This window comes from Rossellomorea sp. NS-SX7, assembly GCF_052828565.1.
Genome location: NZ_CM128249.1, coordinates 3,923,623 through 3,939,400, shown reverse-complemented (window position 1 = coordinate 3,939,400; position 15,778 = coordinate 3,923,623). Strand labels below are relative to the sequence as shown.

16 protein-coding genes are annotated in these 15,778 nt (G+C 46.1%); 15 read left to right on the top strand and 1 reads right to left on the bottom strand.

Translation table 11 applies throughout. The annotated features are described in order from the left end of the window. The first annotated feature begins 151 nt into the window (after positions 1-151). From ACUXV2_RS19490 to ACUXV2_RS19440, 11 genes are all read left to right on the top strand, one after another. Positions 152-586, top strand: coding sequence for a MarR family winged helix-turn-helix transcriptional regulator (locus tag ACUXV2_RS19490; RefSeq protein ID WP_446244801.1), 435 nt, complete (start codon positions 152-154; stop codon positions 584-586). A gap of 57 nt (positions 587-643) precedes the next feature. Beyond that, positions 644-934 (top strand): hypothetical protein, encoded by a 291-nt coding sequence (locus tag ACUXV2_RS19485; protein WP_446244800.1) that lies wholly within the window; start codon positions 644-646, stop codon positions 932-934. Between the two features lie 206 nt (positions 935-1,140). Then, positions 1,141-1,482, top strand: a complete 342-nt coding sequence (locus tag ACUXV2_RS19480; RefSeq protein WP_446244799.1) for a PadR family transcriptional regulator — start codon at positions 1,141-1,143, stop codon at positions 1,480-1,482. Beyond that, positions 1,479-2,465 (top strand): HAAS signaling domain-containing protein, encoded by a 987-nt coding sequence (locus tag ACUXV2_RS19475; protein ID WP_446244798.1) that lies wholly within the window; start codon positions 1,479-1,481, stop codon positions 2,463-2,465. Before ACUXV2_RS19480 ends, ACUXV2_RS19475 begins: the two co-directional genes overlap by 4 nt. A gap of 303 nt (positions 2,466-2,768) precedes the next feature. After that, on the top strand, positions 2,769-3,098 hold the full coding sequence (locus ACUXV2_RS19470; RefSeq protein WP_446244797.1) for a PadR family transcriptional regulator: 330 nt from the start codon (positions 2,769-2,771) through the stop codon (positions 3,096-3,098). 4 nt (positions 3,099-3,102) lie between these two features. After that, positions 3,103-3,873: a hypothetical protein gene (locus ACUXV2_RS19465; RefSeq protein ID WP_446244796.1), complete on the top strand. Its 771-nt coding sequence runs from the start codon at positions 3,103-3,105 to the stop codon at positions 3,871-3,873. Positions 3,874-4,125: 252 nt separating this feature from the next. Then, positions 4,126-4,527 carry a hypothetical protein gene (locus ACUXV2_RS19460; RefSeq protein WP_446244795.1) on the top strand — a complete coding sequence of 134 codons (402 nt, stop codon included), beginning with the start codon at positions 4,126-4,128 and terminating at the stop codon, positions 4,525-4,527. A 1-nt stretch (position 4,528) separates the two neighbouring features. Beyond that, on the top strand, positions 4,529-5,806 hold the full coding sequence (locus ACUXV2_RS19455) for an ammonium transporter (RefSeq protein WP_446244794.1): 1,278 nt from the start codon (positions 4,529-4,531) through the stop codon (positions 5,804-5,806). A gap of 197 nt (positions 5,807-6,003) precedes the next feature. Further along, the gene (locus tag ACUXV2_RS19450) at positions 6,004-6,585 is read left to right on the top strand and encodes a bifunctional transcriptional activator/DNA repair enzyme AdaA (RefSeq protein ID WP_446244793.1); all 582 of its coding nucleotides are present in this window, start codon (positions 6,004-6,006) and stop codon (positions 6,583-6,585) included. After that, positions 6,572-7,486, top strand: a complete 915-nt coding sequence (locus tag ACUXV2_RS19445) for a DNA-3-methyladenine glycosylase family protein (RefSeq protein ID WP_446244792.1) — start codon at positions 6,572-6,574, stop codon at positions 7,484-7,486. The genes ACUXV2_RS19450 and ACUXV2_RS19445 overlap by 14 nt, the downstream gene beginning before the upstream one ends. Further along, positions 7,470-7,970, top strand: a complete 501-nt coding sequence (locus tag ACUXV2_RS19440; protein ID WP_446244791.1) for a methylated-DNA--[protein]-cysteine S-methyltransferase — start codon at positions 7,470-7,472, stop codon at positions 7,968-7,970. Before ACUXV2_RS19445 ends, ACUXV2_RS19440 begins: the two co-directional genes overlap by 17 nt. A gap of 28 nt (positions 7,971-7,998) precedes the next feature. Here the strand turns inward: ACUXV2_RS19440 and ACUXV2_RS19435 are convergent, their stop codons facing one another. Next, positions 7,999-9,348, bottom strand: a complete 1,350-nt coding sequence (locus tag ACUXV2_RS19435) for a PepSY-associated TM helix domain-containing protein (RefSeq protein WP_446244790.1) — start codon at positions 9,346-9,348, stop codon at positions 7,999-8,001. A gap of 494 nt (positions 9,349-9,842) precedes the next feature. Here ACUXV2_RS19435 and ACUXV2_RS19430 point away from each other — a divergent pair, with 494 nt between their 5' ends. From ACUXV2_RS19430 to ACUXV2_RS19415, 4 genes are all read left to right on the top strand, one after another. After that, positions 9,843-10,820 carry a glycerophosphodiester phosphodiesterase family protein gene (locus ACUXV2_RS19430; RefSeq protein ID WP_446244789.1) on the top strand — a complete coding sequence of 326 codons (978 nt, stop codon included), beginning with the start codon at positions 9,843-9,845 and terminating at the stop codon, positions 10,818-10,820. A gap of 281 nt (positions 10,821-11,101) precedes the next feature. Next, a complete protein-coding gene (locus ACUXV2_RS19425) occupies positions 11,102-12,604 on the top strand; it encodes a malate:quinone oxidoreductase (protein WP_446244788.1) in 1,503 nt (500 codons plus the stop codon). A 163-nt stretch (positions 12,605-12,767) separates the two neighbouring features. Further along, positions 12,768-14,156: a YjiH family protein gene (locus ACUXV2_RS19420; RefSeq protein WP_446244787.1), complete on the top strand. Its 1,389-nt coding sequence runs from the start codon at positions 12,768-12,770 to the stop codon at positions 14,154-14,156. A gap of 292 nt (positions 14,157-14,448) precedes the next feature. After that, positions 14,449-15,654 (top strand): aminotransferase-like domain-containing protein, encoded by a 1,206-nt coding sequence (locus ACUXV2_RS19415; RefSeq protein WP_446244786.1) that lies wholly within the window; start codon positions 14,449-14,451, stop codon positions 15,652-15,654. Positions 15,655-15,778: the final 124 nt, after the last annotated feature.

Genomic DNA, 15,778 nt, shown 5'->3' with positions numbered 1-15,778 from the left:
ATGAGATTTTTTAATTGTGCACAACTAAATAGTAAAACATGATATATTAATTGTCAACAATTAAGTTGTGTACAATTTAATTTGATAATTACTAACGGATTTTGTATGATAATCACAACAATCAGTATGTACAGGGAAGGATACAACATATATGGACGATGTACTTTTATTAGAGAATCAGATTTGTTTTAAAATCTACACGGCTGAAAGAGAGATCACGAAATTATACCGAAGCCTCCTTGAGGAAATAGGGGTGACCTATCCTCAGTATCTTGCCATGCTGGTCCTTTGGGAAAAGGAGAGGACAACGGTAAAAGAATTGGGGAAAAAGTTATTCCTGGATTCCGGTACACTCACCCCTATGCTGAAAAGAATGGAGAGCAATGGACTCTTGATCCGCGAGCGCTCAAAAGAAGATGAACGGAGTGTCATCATCAGCCTTACGGAAAAAGGGGTCGGGTTGAAAGAAAAAGCAAGCTGTATCCCGTCACGGTTATTGGATAGCCTGGACATGGAGGGCAGCGAGCTTGAGCAGTTCAACCAGACGTTGACCACGATGTTGAGTAAATTGAAGGATAGGGAATAGCGGCTTGCAGGCCGCTATTTTTTTATTTGGGGTGAAGGTCAGGGGAAAGTCTGGCGTTTGAATTGGTTAGCACATCTTTTAAAGGTCATTTTAATAAGTGTGGGAAGGCGTTTTTTACTTATTTTTCCAAGTGGCGGAATTATCGACGAAATCGAAAGATTAATTGTCAAAAGTGAAAGATTATTGGTACAAACTCAAAGATTTACGGTCAAACCTCAAAGATTATCAACAAAACCTCAAAGATTACTGAACCAAACGGTAAAATTACGTCATTTCAGTATGAAACTTCCCTCCCAAACATGGATTGAGACAACTCACTCAACGATAAATCCGGTCTCCTGTGAATGATCACACGATTTAATCCCATCCGCCCGGTGGTTTCAGGCATTTTTGAATGAATTAGACATGTGTATTGAGTTAAAGGCTGCATCCTGGGTTTGATCCACTACTCTTTTTGATAAAAATGTTCTTTTTTGCACCCCTATAGTGTATGATACATAGTATAAAGCATATAGTGTACGACACACAGTATATTCAAGCAAAGAGGTGAAGATATGGATAAGTCACTGCTGACGTCCTTGACGACGGAGCTCCGGAGGGGGACGTTGACCCTGGCGGTATTAAGTCAATTGCGGACACCTCAGTACGGATATTCACTTGTTCAATTGCTGGAGAAGAGCGGGATTTCGATGGAGCAGAGTACACTCTATCCGCTGCTGCGCCGGTTGGAGAAGCAGGAGCTGGTAACGAGCAGCTGGGACCGGTCGGAAAGCAGGCCGAGGAGGTATTATGTGTTGAGTGAATACGGCGATGAAATTCTGAAGCAGTTGAAGGCCGAATGGGAAAAGATGTCCGGGGAATTGACGATTTTATTGAAGGAGGAAGAGGGAAAATGAAGCTTGTTGAACTGTATATTCAAGAAGTGATGAGAAGGCTGCCGGAGAAGAATCGTGATGATATCGCCCTGGAGTTGAGATCCACGATTGAAGATATGCTGCCGGAAGAGTATTCAGAGGATGATGTGAGGGAGGTACTGACTTCACTCGGGGACCCGGCTGTGCTGGCCTCCAACTATCAAGACAGGCCGATGCATTTGATCGGTCCGCGGTATTATGATTTGTATATCACGCTGTTGAAGCTCATCCTGCCGATTGCGGCCGCCGTCACGTTCATTGTATTGGCGGTTTCGTCCGTTTTAAGCTATTCAGGCGAATCCAATCCCATCGCGCTGTTCTTGTCTATCGCAGGAAATGGGGTTGTCGAGGTCATCGGCACAGGGATGCAGGTGTTCTTCTGGCTGACGGTCACCTTTGCCGTCATCGAGCGGACCGTTCCCCCGGAAAGTCATCTTCCGATTACCATGAAAGGAAAAGAGTGGACGCCGGACGACTTGAAGGATATCCCGTATATCCCGAAAGAAAAACGGATTAGCAAGCTGGAGATATTCGGTGGCCTGGTGTGGACGGTCATTTGGTCCACATGCTACTTTAAAGCTTCAGATATTATTGGATTGTATGAAAATGGTGACGACGGAAGGGTGTTCACCTCTCTGTTCGACCAGGATGTCCTCCTGGGCTATTGGCCGCTGGTCGTGTTCCTCATTGGTTTGGAGCTGCTTCTCTTTTTCAAAAAATGGCGGGCTGGTATCTGGACGAAAAGGCTGGCGATCGAGAATGCGGTATTTCAATTTGTCCCTGTAGCTGTGTTTCTGTTTATGTTCCGAAACATGGAAGTGATGAATCCGGCATTCATCGACAGGATCCAAATGCTCTTCAACAACTCCTTCAACTTTCAGTGGTTTTACCTGACCGTATCGGTCGGCCTCCTGGTCGCTGCTGTGATCAACAGTTATGAGGGATTGAAAAAGGCATATAAATAATGGAATAAAGAAAAACGCTGTTGGATTCTCCCAACAGCGTTTTTTGTTCATTATCTTTTACCTAGAAACCGACTTCCCATGATATCACTCATAAACTGTCCCCCTCCCTTCCAGATATGTACGGTGCGGCCGTGCCGGATGCAGTTTGTGAAAGAGTAGCCAAGGATCCGCAGAATGACGGAAAAGTTCCCTGCTTCCGGTCCGTTTTTGTAAAAATTTATCAAATTTATCTTGCAATACAAGGTAGTGGAAACTATACTAATGGTATATCTTGTATTACAAGATACCGAAAGGAGCAAGTCAATGGCAGATACGACTCAGATGCTAAAAGGGATATTGGACGGCTGCCTTTTATCCATCATCAAAGACGGAGAAATATATGGGTATGAATTAGCTGCAAGACTGGAGTCTTATGGATTTACCTCTTTCAGTGAAGGAACCATTTATCCTTTATTGCTGCGGATGCAAAAGGAAGGTCTTGTCACGGCCACGCTGAGGAAATCGACAGCCGGACCGAAAAGGAAATATTATTCCCTGACCGACAAAGGGGAAGAGGAACTGAAGTCATTTATCAAGCGCTGGGAACAGCTGAGTTCCTCGGTGAACTACGTGTTGAATAAAAGGGGGATGTGAACAGATGCTTTCTAAAGAGTCGGAACAGTTCTTGATCGAACTTCGGATGCACCTGATTTCGAAAGGGAAAAACGACAACGAAATCAATGAGATTACGGAGGAATTGGAAGACCATTTGCTTCAAGCAGAGGCTGAGGGGAAAGATGTCACGCACATCGTCGGGGAAAGCCCTAAGCAGTATATGAAAAGCATTGGGGAATCGATGAAGACTGATTATCGTCAGCTAATAGGGCTTGTCCCGCTGTTGATCCTGTTATTGGCTGCCTATTTAAGCCTTGCGCCAGCGATTGAAGGCAACTTCTCACTATCGGCGGGCATGATCCTGGTTGCATCGATTAGTGCAATTGTCGGGGTGTTGATTTATGCTGTTCTGCTATTCAAGGTGCTGCCTGGATATATCCAGTCTATATGGAGCTACTTTCTGATGTTTGGGACGATGCTTCTCGTCACCGGAATGGGTGTTGCGGTCTTATTCTGGTACAATGCGCAGGATTTTCAGCCGGTCTTTACCGCGACTCCTTTACAAAATAACTTGATCCTTGCTGCATGTATCGTGATCTTCATTGCTGCTGCCATTTATACAAAAACGTGGTTTACAATCGTCATCCCGCTGTTTCTTTCGCTCGGACCGATTGCAAATCGATTCCTTCCAGAGGATAAGAATCAAGACCCAACCTATATTTTTGTTACCATCATCCTGTTAGTGGCTATCTCAGCACTGATTATTTACTTTTTGATTAGAAAAAAGAAGATGCAGAACAAGCCTACTCTATAAATTTATCCCTCACCTGAAGCACTGGACGGATCCCGGTGCTTCTTTTTTTATGCTGCAACAATCCCCACATTCCAATCAAATCATAAAGGATATCGTCGACCAGACCTCATTTTTATTTATAAAAAAGGTATAACTCCCTACCCCCATCCTCCGAGGGCCCAAATAAAAATTTACATACTATTTTCTGTACAAATTTTCTGTAAATTGATATTATGTTAGAAAACATGACATTAAATTGTTAGGAGAGTTTACATGAAAATCCGTGATGAATTGAATCGAGAGCTGGACTTTTCTTGTGATGAGCTTATAGAGATGTTTGGAGACAGAAAACGTCTTAAGGAAGCGGAAGTGAATGATCTGAAGCAGAAGATCAAGGGGTATGAAGATAAGAAGCGCGCTGAAGAAGCCTTTTACCAATCGTTGTCACCAGTCCGGAAATTCTTTGCGGGCCGTGCTCCCAGTCATCATCAGGCTGTGGAATATATGGTCCATGTAAAAGAACGCCTTAAGCAAATTGATGGGATCAAGCAGCGGATCCAGCAGATCGATCAGGTGACCGTTTTATGCAGGGAACATTCCTCTGATGAACCGCTCGAGGTTTCCAGTGCGCTGACGGAAGAAATCATCGACTACAGAAAGGGAAAGGACTCATAACATGACGATTGAAACGCTTAATGCCGGCTTAGATACGATTTGGGTTGTCCTTACCGCTGCCATGATCATTTTGATGGAGGGCGGATTCGCGCTTCTGGAAGCGGGGTTTGTAAGGCATAAGAATAACGTCAATATCATCATGAAGGTATTCGTCGATATTACGATCGGCACCCTTTGTTTCTACTTCATTGGATTTGGACTGATGTATGGAGCGGATTTCCTTGGATTGATCGGTACGAGCGGCTCCATGCTGAAGGGGAATCTCGATCATCTGGATTTTACCATCTCTCTTGATACGTTCTGGCTATTCCAGGCGGCATTTGTCATTGCGGTCATTTCGATTGTATCCGGGGCGGTTGCTGAACGAATTAATTTCCGTGCCTATATCCTTTATGCCATCGTCATGACGGCTCTCATTTATCCAATCGGCGGACATTGGGTCTGGGGAGGCGGATGGCTTGGAGAATTAGGCATGATGGACTTTGCCGGGTCAGCTGTCATTCATGCCCTGGGCGGATTTGCAGCCCTTGCGGCGGCCATGTTCATCGGACCGCGGAAGGGAAAGTTCACCCCTCATGGCACCAGTACCATTTCTCTGCCGAGCAGTCTTCCATTAGCTTCTGTCGGTGCATTTTTACTATGGTTCGGCTGGTTTGGGTTCAATGCCGGGAGTACGCTCAGTGCAACGGACGTGAAAATCGGACATATTGCCGTTGTGACTATGCTTTCAGCAGCGTCAGGTGGAGCCGCGACCTTGCTTTACACGTTGTTTCGCTATAAACGGTCAGACGCTGCTGCTGTGATCAACGGTTCCCTGGCAGGATTGGTAGGGATCACAGCAGGATGTGCCTTCGTTAGCACTGAGGCAGCCATTTTCATCGGAGCAGTTGCGGGGCTTCTTATGCTGTTTGCAACCAATTGGCTTGAATCGAAACAAATCGATGATCCCGTTGGCGCATTTCCGGTTCATGGCGTATCCGGTATTTGGGGGACAATCGCACTTGGCCTGTTTTCGACGGACGGCGGCCTATTCTCCAGTGGAAGCTGGGAGCTCTTAGGTGTGCAACTACTGGGGCTCATCGTATTGTGCGTATGGGGGTTTGGTATGACATGGCTCGCACTGTCCATCATTCGACTATGGATTCCGGTCCGTTCCACCGAGGAAGAAGAAGAAATGGGACTCGATATCAGTTATCACGGAGTCCTGGCAGCTTACCAGGAGCATGAGTTCATCAGTTATGAAGATCAATATACAGAGACGGATAGAAAAAGAGAATGAAGCAGCACCCGTTATTGATGCAGCTTCTACTGTACTCACAAATAAACGGTTAATCAGCATTTTTAGAGAAGTAGATGATACTTCTCTCTTTTTTTTGTCCAGACCATAAGAGCAAGAATGAGGAGGAAATGTGAGGGGCATTCTTGATAAAATGAGATATATAATCTTTAGGGAAAGTAGAAAGAGGGGGTGTGCTGATGACTGCGGTCAATCTTACGTTTGAAGAAATGTGGGAGAAAATTATGGCTTGTGACCAGAAGTATGACGGGTTGTTTTTTACGGCTGTGAAGACGACAAAGATTTATTGCCGGCCTTCTTGCAGGTCCAGGAAGCCGAAAAAAGTGAATGTGGACTTTTATTTTGACATCCATGAGGTAGAGAAAGCCGGATTTCGTGCCTGTAAAAGATGTCAGCCTGAAGTGGAGTACTCCCCGAATATCGAGGTGGTCAGGACCGTCATCGGCTATCTCGTCAATCATACGAACAAACCCCTGGTGTTGAAGGATATTGCGGATCATGCAGGCCTGAGCCCCTATTATCTAGAACGCATGTTTAAACAGGAAACAGGGGAGACGCCGCGTACCTACCTGGAAAAAATCCGCGTCGATAAAGCGGCTCATCTGCTGGTGACAACTGGCCAGACGAATCTTGAAATCGGCTATGAGGCCGGATTTCAAAGCTCATCCAATTTCTATAAAGTGTTTAAGCAGCTGAAAGAATGTTCACCAAACGAATATCGAAAGCGTATGTCGGAGGATTCGAAAAATGAAGTGGACTGACGGACAATCTTGGATCAAAATCTACCCTCCAAAAGAATTCAGCTTTGATGAGTGCCTGCTGTTTTTAGGGAGATCCGATCTGGAAATCCTTCATGAGATTAAAGAAGGATGTTTATTGAAATTGGTCCGTGTGGATGAAGAATTGATTTTATGTAAGATTGAAAATATCCATGAGTTCATAAACGTTGAATTTCTGAACGGCACCCCATCTGAATACGCACGTGAAAAAGTGGCGGAATATATATGGGAGTGGTTTGAATTGGATGTGGATTTGGCGGCGTTTTATGAATGGGCGGCCGGTGCTTCCATTTTATCGGGGCTTACTCAGAAATATGAAGGTTTGAGGATGATATCCATTCATGATTTGTTCGAAGCCCTCGTCTGGGCGATCCTTGGGCAGCAGATCAATTTAACCTTTGCCTACACATTAAAAAAACGGTTTGTTGAGCAATATGGTGAAAGTGTGACGGTCAACGGCGAACGGTTCTGGTTATTTCCCCGATTTGAAGAAGTCGCATCAATAGATGTTGAGGATCTCAGGAAACTTCAAATCACAGGCAGAAAAGCTGAATACATCCTCGGGATCGCGGGGGCGATGAAGACGGGTGAATTGAGAAAAGATTCATTGATGAAGCTGGATGAGCGGCAAGTGAGAAGCACGCTCCTGCAGTATAAAGGCATAGGAGCCTGGACAGCGGACTATGTCATGATGAAATGTCTGCATGTCAAATCGTCGTTCCCAATCGCGGATGTTGGCCTTCAAAACGCGTTGAAGGCTTTATTGGGTTATGACCGTAAACCGACGCTTGAAGAAATGGAACAATTATCGGCAAAATGGGAAGGATGGCAGGGATATGCCGCCTTCTATCTTTGGAGGTCTTTATATGACGAAACTATATAACAAACTTTACCGGTCACCGATCGGAATGATTGACATACAGGGAACGGATGAACAGATCACATCCATTCTGTTCATCGAAGAACAGGAGGCAGACGATTGCCGGGGTGAATGTCCCCGGGTGCTGCAAGAGTGCGAAAAGCAGCTTGATGAATACTTCAGGGGCAAACGCCGTACGTTCACTTTCCCGTATCAGCTTGATGGGACCCTTTTTCAAAAAAAGGTGTGGGAGGCATTGACGGATGTATTGTATGCGGAAACGTCCACCTATAAAGACATCGCCGTCACGATCGGGAATGAAAAGGCGGTCCGGGGAGTGGGCAGCGCCAATGGAAGGAACCGGTTGAGCATCGTTGTCCCCTGTCACCGGATCATCGGATCGAATGGAAAGTTGACCGGCTATGCGGGCGGTTTATGGAGAAAGGAATGGCTTCTTAAACATGAGAGGTCTTTGAAGGAAAGGGAAGAAGTTGCAAAAAAGGACTGACACCGATTACGCGGGTCAGTCCTTTCTTCTATCTAGCGTTTTTCGTTTTCTTCGTGAAGTAGATGATCGTTTCAACGATAAAGATCACGAGAACGGATAATCCGAAAAGCGGCATGAGGATACCGAGAATCAAGATTGTTGCGACGGCGCCGATCGACCATGGTTTGTTGATCCTTTTCGGACCCTTCGCTTCACCCGGTTTCATTCGCTTCATCCATGACATGAAGCCCATCGCGATGGCTGCAAGGAAGGCGATGCAGACGAGCAGGTTCAGGATCTTGTTGGCCATCCCGAATAGATGTCCTTCGTGAAGTGGGATTCCCCATGTGAACCACTTGCCGATGATGCCGTAATCTTCAAAGTCAATTTGAGCGATCATGTCTCCGGAATACTGGTCGAAGTAAGCGGTTGTTTCTTCGTCCGGGTTGACATCAAGTCCGGTGACACCTGTATTGCTTCCTTTGGACACGGTGAAGACGCCGGTTTCATCAGAAGGAAAGACAATGGAGAACGGTCTTGAAATATTGTTCTCCCCGGATGCAGTGATGATTTCTTCAATGGTTTTCTGGCCGTCTATCGTGTCATCTGAGCTGCTGTCTGAGTGATGCCCCGCATGCCCCTTATGTTCCGAAGCGGGCTGGTCCAGGCTTCTTGTCGCCCAAGGGATTTCATCGACATCCGATTGAGGGGGATTATAGCGCAATTCTGTCTTTCCCCAATCAGGATGATCGGCAGCGAATTGACTTACTTTACTCCCCGTGAATACGGACCATGGAATCCCCGTCACCACGATGATGATCAGTGGTACGGCAAGTGTCAGTCCAAGTAATGCATGAATCTTTTGGAACCTGAGAGGATTTTTCCTGGAACGGTTCTGGAGCAGTTTCTTCTTGAATGTCATATAGGTCCCCGACACGATCAGGAAGATGGCCCAGCAAGCCGTCAGTTCGACCAGATAACGGACAAAGGTATGCTCGGTCAACAAGGAACTATGGAATGTCCTCATAAAATTGGAATAGGTGCTTTTCGAATCCTGGCTGGCGACGATCTGATTGTTGCTGTCTAAGAATACATATTGCGACTCCCCTTGATCATTACTGATCGTCACCCGGTTGTTATAGGGTTCTTCCATCATGCTGATCTTACTGACGGAGAAGCCGTTGTAAGTTTCTTTTATTTCTTCTATCGCTTCATCCATGCTTTGCATCTCTTTATCATCACTCTGCCCGAAGAATTCGTGATCATAAATTGCGTTTTCAACCTCGGGATAAAAGAGGAATCCGATTCCCGACAAGGTCAGAGTCAATAATAAAGGCGTGATGAACCAAGCTGCATAAAAATGAAGCCTTCTGAATGGATTGAACGTGTTCTTGCTCATATGAATCTCCTTTACTTGCTTTATTCGGACTGAATCGTCTGTATCATTCAGTTTATAGCGAAAATGTGTTGAAAGAATGAAATAAATATAGCTATTTTTTAACAGGGGTATCCGTTTTTCACTCAACTTCATATATGGAAGGTGAAGGAATGGGGAATGAATGTGACTTGACGGGTGGAATTAAATGGGATGAACCGAGCGATGAACAGAGTTTGATGCCGGCACGAAAAGCGTGCTATCTTCTTTTTTGGTGAATTAGAGATGAATCAGGTTTGAAGCAAGCTTGAAGTAGAATGGAAAACAAAAAGAAGATTGTAAAGAAAGTAGAGAAAGAAAAGAAAAAAACCTCACCACCCTAACATACACTTTGGCAGATAATATAGCGTACGATAAAAGGATGTGTTCACGGAACGAAGCAGATTACCATAGCGGGGTTTTTGGGAAAGAGATACAATTTACTAGAGTTCAATTTTTTTGAAAATGTTGGAGGAAATATGAAAAAGTTTAAGAGGATCATAAAACGGATCTTGTTGGGGATTATTCTCCTGGCAGCGTTCATGTATGTGAACAACACATCATTATTTACAAAAACCAACGATGACGACCCGTTGCTGCTGGCCCACAGGGGGATGGCCCAGACCTTCACGATGGATGGGATCAAGAGTGATACCTGTACGGCTGAGAGAATTTATGAACCACAACATCCATATCTTGAAAACACGATCCCATCGATGGAAGCGGCCTTTGAAGCAGGGGCGGACGTTGTCGAGTTTGATGTGCAGCCGACGACGGACGGCCAGTTTGCGATTTTCCATGATTGGACACTGGAGTGCCGTACAGACGGCGAAGGGGTGACGAGGGAACACACGATGGAAGAGCTGAAGAAGCTGGATATCGGATATGGCTATACAGCCGATGACGGGAAGACATATCCTTTCCGTGGGAAGGGAGTCGGGCTGATGCCGTCACTTGACGAGGTGCTGGATCGTTTTCCGGAGGGCTCATTTTTGATCCATATCAAGAGTGATGATCCGGAGGAAGGAAAGCAGCTTGCCCGCTATCTTGACGGACTGCCGGAGGAACGACTTCAAGAACTGACGGTATATGGCGGAGACCGGCCGATAGCAGCGTTGAAAGCTGAGCTTCCGGAACTTCGCGTCATGTCGATTGCCACGATGAAGAGCTGTATGCTGCCTTATATCGCTGCAGGATGGACAGGTTACGTCCCTTCTGCCTGTCAGAACACACAGATCCATTTACCCGAGAAATATGCGAAATGGATGTGGGGCTGGCCGGACAAGTTCATCAACCGCATGGAAGAGGCAGGGACGCGCGTGATCCTGGTGGCAGGCGACGGCGGATGGTCGGAGGGGTTTGATACACCTGAGGACCTTGAGCGGCTGCCGGAAGATTATAGGGGCGGTGTCTGGACGAACCGCATTGATGTGGCTGCGCCTGTTTTACAAGAATAATAATTACTTCTCAGGGGATTTGCAGATAATGACTGAATTTTCCGAACTTTTATTAGTGTTAAAGCCTGTGTGTAGTGGAAGTATGTTGGACTTTTTTATTATCTTTAAATAGTTTATAATATTTAGATAACAGAAGTTATTTTTATCCATCAATCAGTATGATAGTCTATGATATATTTAGTAGTGAGATATGTTCCTGGAGTGACGCTTTGCTTTTTGAGATACCTAAGCAGGAGCGCCTGCTCTTTTTTGTGAAAATATAAAAGGTAAGGAAGGTTATCATGAGCAGCATACAGAAGAAAACAGACGTTATCTTAATTGGTGCCGGAGTCATGAGCGCGACTCTGGGATCGTTACTGAAAGAGTTAGCGCCGGAATGGGAAATCACAGTGTTTGAGAAACTCTCGGATTCAGGGGAAGAAAGCTCTAATGAATGGAATAATGCGGGTACGGGTCATGCTGCATTATGCGAGCTTAACTATACATCGGAAAAGCCTGATGGATCCATCGATATCACGAAAGCGGTAAACGTGAATGAACAGTTCCAGGTTTCAAGACAGTTCTGGGCTCATCTTGTTAACAGCAATCTGATTGCCAACCCGCAGGAGTTCATCATGCCGCTGCCTCATATGAGTATGGTCCAAGGGGTGAAAAATGTCGAGTTTTTGAAAAAACGTTTGGAAGCGCTGTCAGCGAATCCGTTGTTTGAGGGGATGGAATTTTCAGATGATCCTGAAAAACTGAAGGAATGGATCCCTCTGATCATGGAAGGCCGTACATCACATGAACCGATCGCGGCAACCAAGATCGACTCGGGGACGGACGTCAATTTCGGGGCCTTGACACGCATGTTGTTTGACCACTTGAAGAGTCAAAACGTCGAGGTGAACTATCAGCATAGTGTCCAGGATATAAAACGCACAAGCGACGGCTCTTGGGAAGTGAAAGTGCAGGATCTTGAAATCGGGAAGATCGAAACCCATACGGCAAAGTTCGTCTTCATCGGTGGCGGGGGCGGCAGTCTTCACTTACTGCAGAAAACGGGCATTCCTGAGTCAAAACATATTGGAGGGTTCCCGGTCAGCGGGCTCTTCATGGTGTGCAACAATCCGGAAGTCGTGGCGCAGCATCATGCAAAAGTATACGGCAAGGCGAAAGTTGGAGCGCCGCCAATGTCTGTACCACATCTGGACACACGATTCATCGAAAATAAGAAATCACTGTTATTTGGGCCGTTTGCCGGCTTCTCACCAAAGTTCTTAAAAACAGGCTCAAACCTTGATTTGATCACTTCTGTAAAACCGGATAACGTTTTCACGATGTTGGCGGCAGGAGCCAAAAACATGTCATTGACAAAATATCTGATCCAGCAAGTGCTGTTGTCAAAAGAAAAGAGAATGGAAGAGCTGCGTGAATTCATCCCTAACGCTAAAAGCGAGGATTGGGATATCGTCGTAGCCGGCCAGCGTGTGCAAGTGATCAAAGATACCGAGGCAGGCGGTAAAGGGACGCTTCAATTCGGCACGGAAGTGGTCAGTGCCTCCGACGGATCGGTCGCTGCACTGCTTGGTGCATCCCCGGGTGCTTCCACAGCGGTTCACGTCATGCTCGAGGTACTCGGCAGATGCTTCCCTCAGCACATGAATGAGTGGGAACCGAAAATCAAGGAAATGATTCCTTCTTACGGCTTATCATTATCGGAAAATCCGGAGCTGTTCAAGGAAATCCATGCCTCTACTGCCCAAGCACTTGGGCTGAATGGAAGAGAGCTTGCCCATAGTTGATGGTTTAATGTAAATAATGTCGGTGATGGAACCTTTGATCCCGTTTTGGGATTGGGGGTTCTTTTTTGTCTATTTCCAAAAATAAGGTTGTATATTTATACAATGAAATGTTATCTTATTTATATTCAGAAAATTTAACGGCACAAAAAGGGAGGGTTTCGGTATGCAGGCAGAAAAGCTGCAACATAGTAACGGCATTACGGGAAGAAAAGAGTTCACAGCGAAGCAGTATATGAAGTTTTGGCTGCCTTCATTATTAGGGGTATTGCTATTTCTGGTCCCCATTTCAATTGACGGCAAGGTGACGATTGGACTCGGGATCCTGGCGGACGGGCTGCAGGCGATGTTAGCAGATTATATTCCATTGATCATGACAGGCGTCATCTGCTTATCCGCGATTGCCAGTTTAATAGTGACATTCACGGGTCTCCCATTGGTCAAGAAGAGTCCATTCCTGACGGCGCTGTTCGATGTTACGCCGTTTTGGCTGGCACTTCGCTGGATCGGAGCTGTGTTCGCGCTATTGACCTTTTTCAAAATAGGTCCAGAGTACATATGGTCGGAATTTACAGGCGGGGTTGTCCTTTATGATTTGATCCCGGTGTTGATGGTATGGTTTTTATTTGCATGTTTATTCATGCCGCTTCTGCTCGAGTTTGGCTTGATGGACTTTTTTGGGACTTTGGTCAGAAACGTGATGGTACCGCTATTCAAATTGCCTGGCAGATCCTCCATCGATGCATTGGCATCCTGGATGGGAAGCGGGACCGTTGGTGTGTTATTGACGACACAGCAATATGAAGGCGGATATTATACGAAAAGGGAAGCGGCCGTCGTTGCTACAAACTTTTCGATTGCGTCGATTGCCTTCAGTCTGGTAATCGCAAAGTTTCTAGCGATTGATCATCTGTTTGTCCAATTTTATCTGACGGTGGTCGTGACAGGAGTGATCGCCGCCATCATCTGCCCGAGGATCCCTCCTCTTTCCCTGAAAAAAGAAACGTATTATGAGCCGGTCGGGAAGCAGATTGAAGAGGACGTTCCTGCAGGGGTATCCAATTTCCGCTGGGGTCTGGAAACTGCAGTGGAAAAGGCCGATGGGGTAAAAAGCTTCCGCAGCGTGGCAGGCAGCGGGGTCAAAAATGTGATTGATATCTGGTTCGCTTTGATACCACTGGTGATGGCCATTGGGACGGTCGCGCTTGTGATTGCCGAATTTACGCCGATCTTTGACTATTTGTCCTTTCCTTTTGTACCTCTGCTTGAACTGCTGCAGATACCTGAGGCAAAAGCGGCCGCGCCTGCGATGATCGTCGGATTCGCCGATATGTTCCTCCCGGCCGTTGTCGGAAGCGGGATCGAGTCGGAACTGACACGCTTTGTCATCGGGGTGATGTCTTTATCACAGTTGATTTACATGTCTGAAATCGGGATTCTCTTGTTAAAATCAAAGATTCCGATCTCGTTCCTGCAGTTGTTCATCATCTTTTTACAGCGGACTGTCATCACGCTGCCCGTTGCAGCATTGATGGCGCATTGGTTTTTCTTTTAATAGTGACTGCAATATTTGGCAGTGTTCATAGATTAAAAGTATTAGATAGTTGATGTTGTTTCACGTGGAACATTTCGTGGGAAGTGCCTGCGGCAGCGCGCTGAAAGCGAAATTTTGCACAAAAAATAACCTCAGTGGATAGTATAGTATCAAGCAGAAAGCATTGGCGGCCGTCAATGCTTTCTATTTCGTTAACCTGTAAGTAGTAAAAGGTGAAAGGGTTCCGGGTAGAAGCCCCGGTCTTGTTGCTTTACAATGTTACTAAACAAAGAATGGAAAGGTGTTTGATCATGTGAATCCGGAATCTTTTTTTTCAAAAGACATCAAACCAGCTTTACAGAATGATCCCCCAGGTGAGTGGATGCCTGCAATCCCTGCTGATTGCATCAGGCTGAGTTCCGGGTATCCGGATCCGGGGCTTGTGCCGGTGGAGGAGCTTAAGGAAGCGGTCGTGAAGCTTCTGGAAGAAGAGAAAGACCTTCCGCTTCACTATCTTGGCAGCAAGAAAGTGGAAGATTTGAAGGTATTCATTCAATGTCTCATGGTGGAGCGTTTCATGCTTATCCAGAGTGATGAAGTGTTGGTCACATCGGGTGCGTGTCAGGCGATTGATTTGATCGCCCGGGTCCTCATTGACGAGGAGACGGTCGTGGCAGTGGAGTCCCCGACGTATATGGAGGCGCTCGAAATCTTTCAAAACTATACGAGTCACTTTATCAGCGTTGAGGTAGACGAAAATGGACTTCGGACAGATCGGTTGGAAGAGGAGCTCTCGGAACGAAAAAGGAAAGGGCTGAAGCTTCCGAAGGTGTTGTATACGATACCGACGTTCCAAAATCCGACCGGGACGACGATGACGGAGGAACGCCGTGCTCATGTCATGAAGCTTGCCTATGAATATGATTTCCTTGTGATCGAGGATGATGCTTACGGGATGGTATACTTTGATCAAGGCATAGGTTCATTGAAGTCGATGAAAAGGGGGAAAGATCCGCGTGTCTTGTATGTCGGTTCCCTCTCGAAGATTGTGGCGCCCGGGATGCGTATTGGATGGGTAGCCGCCGAAAAGGAATTTATCCAGGCATTGTCCTGGTTCAAAAAGGATCTGGATCATCCATTTTCCCAGGCTAGCATGAGTTCAATTGTAGAAAACACGGATCTAGATTCGCACTTTATCACCTTGAGGAAGGTGTATCGTGAAAAATGTCATCTGTTACTTTCGGAACTCAAGAAACATCTGCCGGACTCTGTTTCATGGTACGTCCCTGAAGGCGGGTATTTTGTCTGGCTCAAAGTGCCGGGTGTCGATACGTCGAACATGCTGGACCAGGCTGCAGCAGAAGGTGTCTCTTATGTACCAGGAAAGTATTTCTTTTTGAATCAGGAAGATGGACTTGAATATTTACGTCTTTCGTTCAGTTATGCGAATGAGAGTGATATTTCGGAAGGTGTGAAGAGGCTGGGGAAAGTGATCCGGGCGTCGGTTTCAGGCGTTTAGTGAACCAAGACCGTGAAAATCATGTATCGGTTGGCGATACAATAGATTTGAAAAGAATAACCGATCAGGAAAAGTTCACAAATAGATTAACATGGTGGAAGCTCAGCCCTTTGAGGGTCCTGAG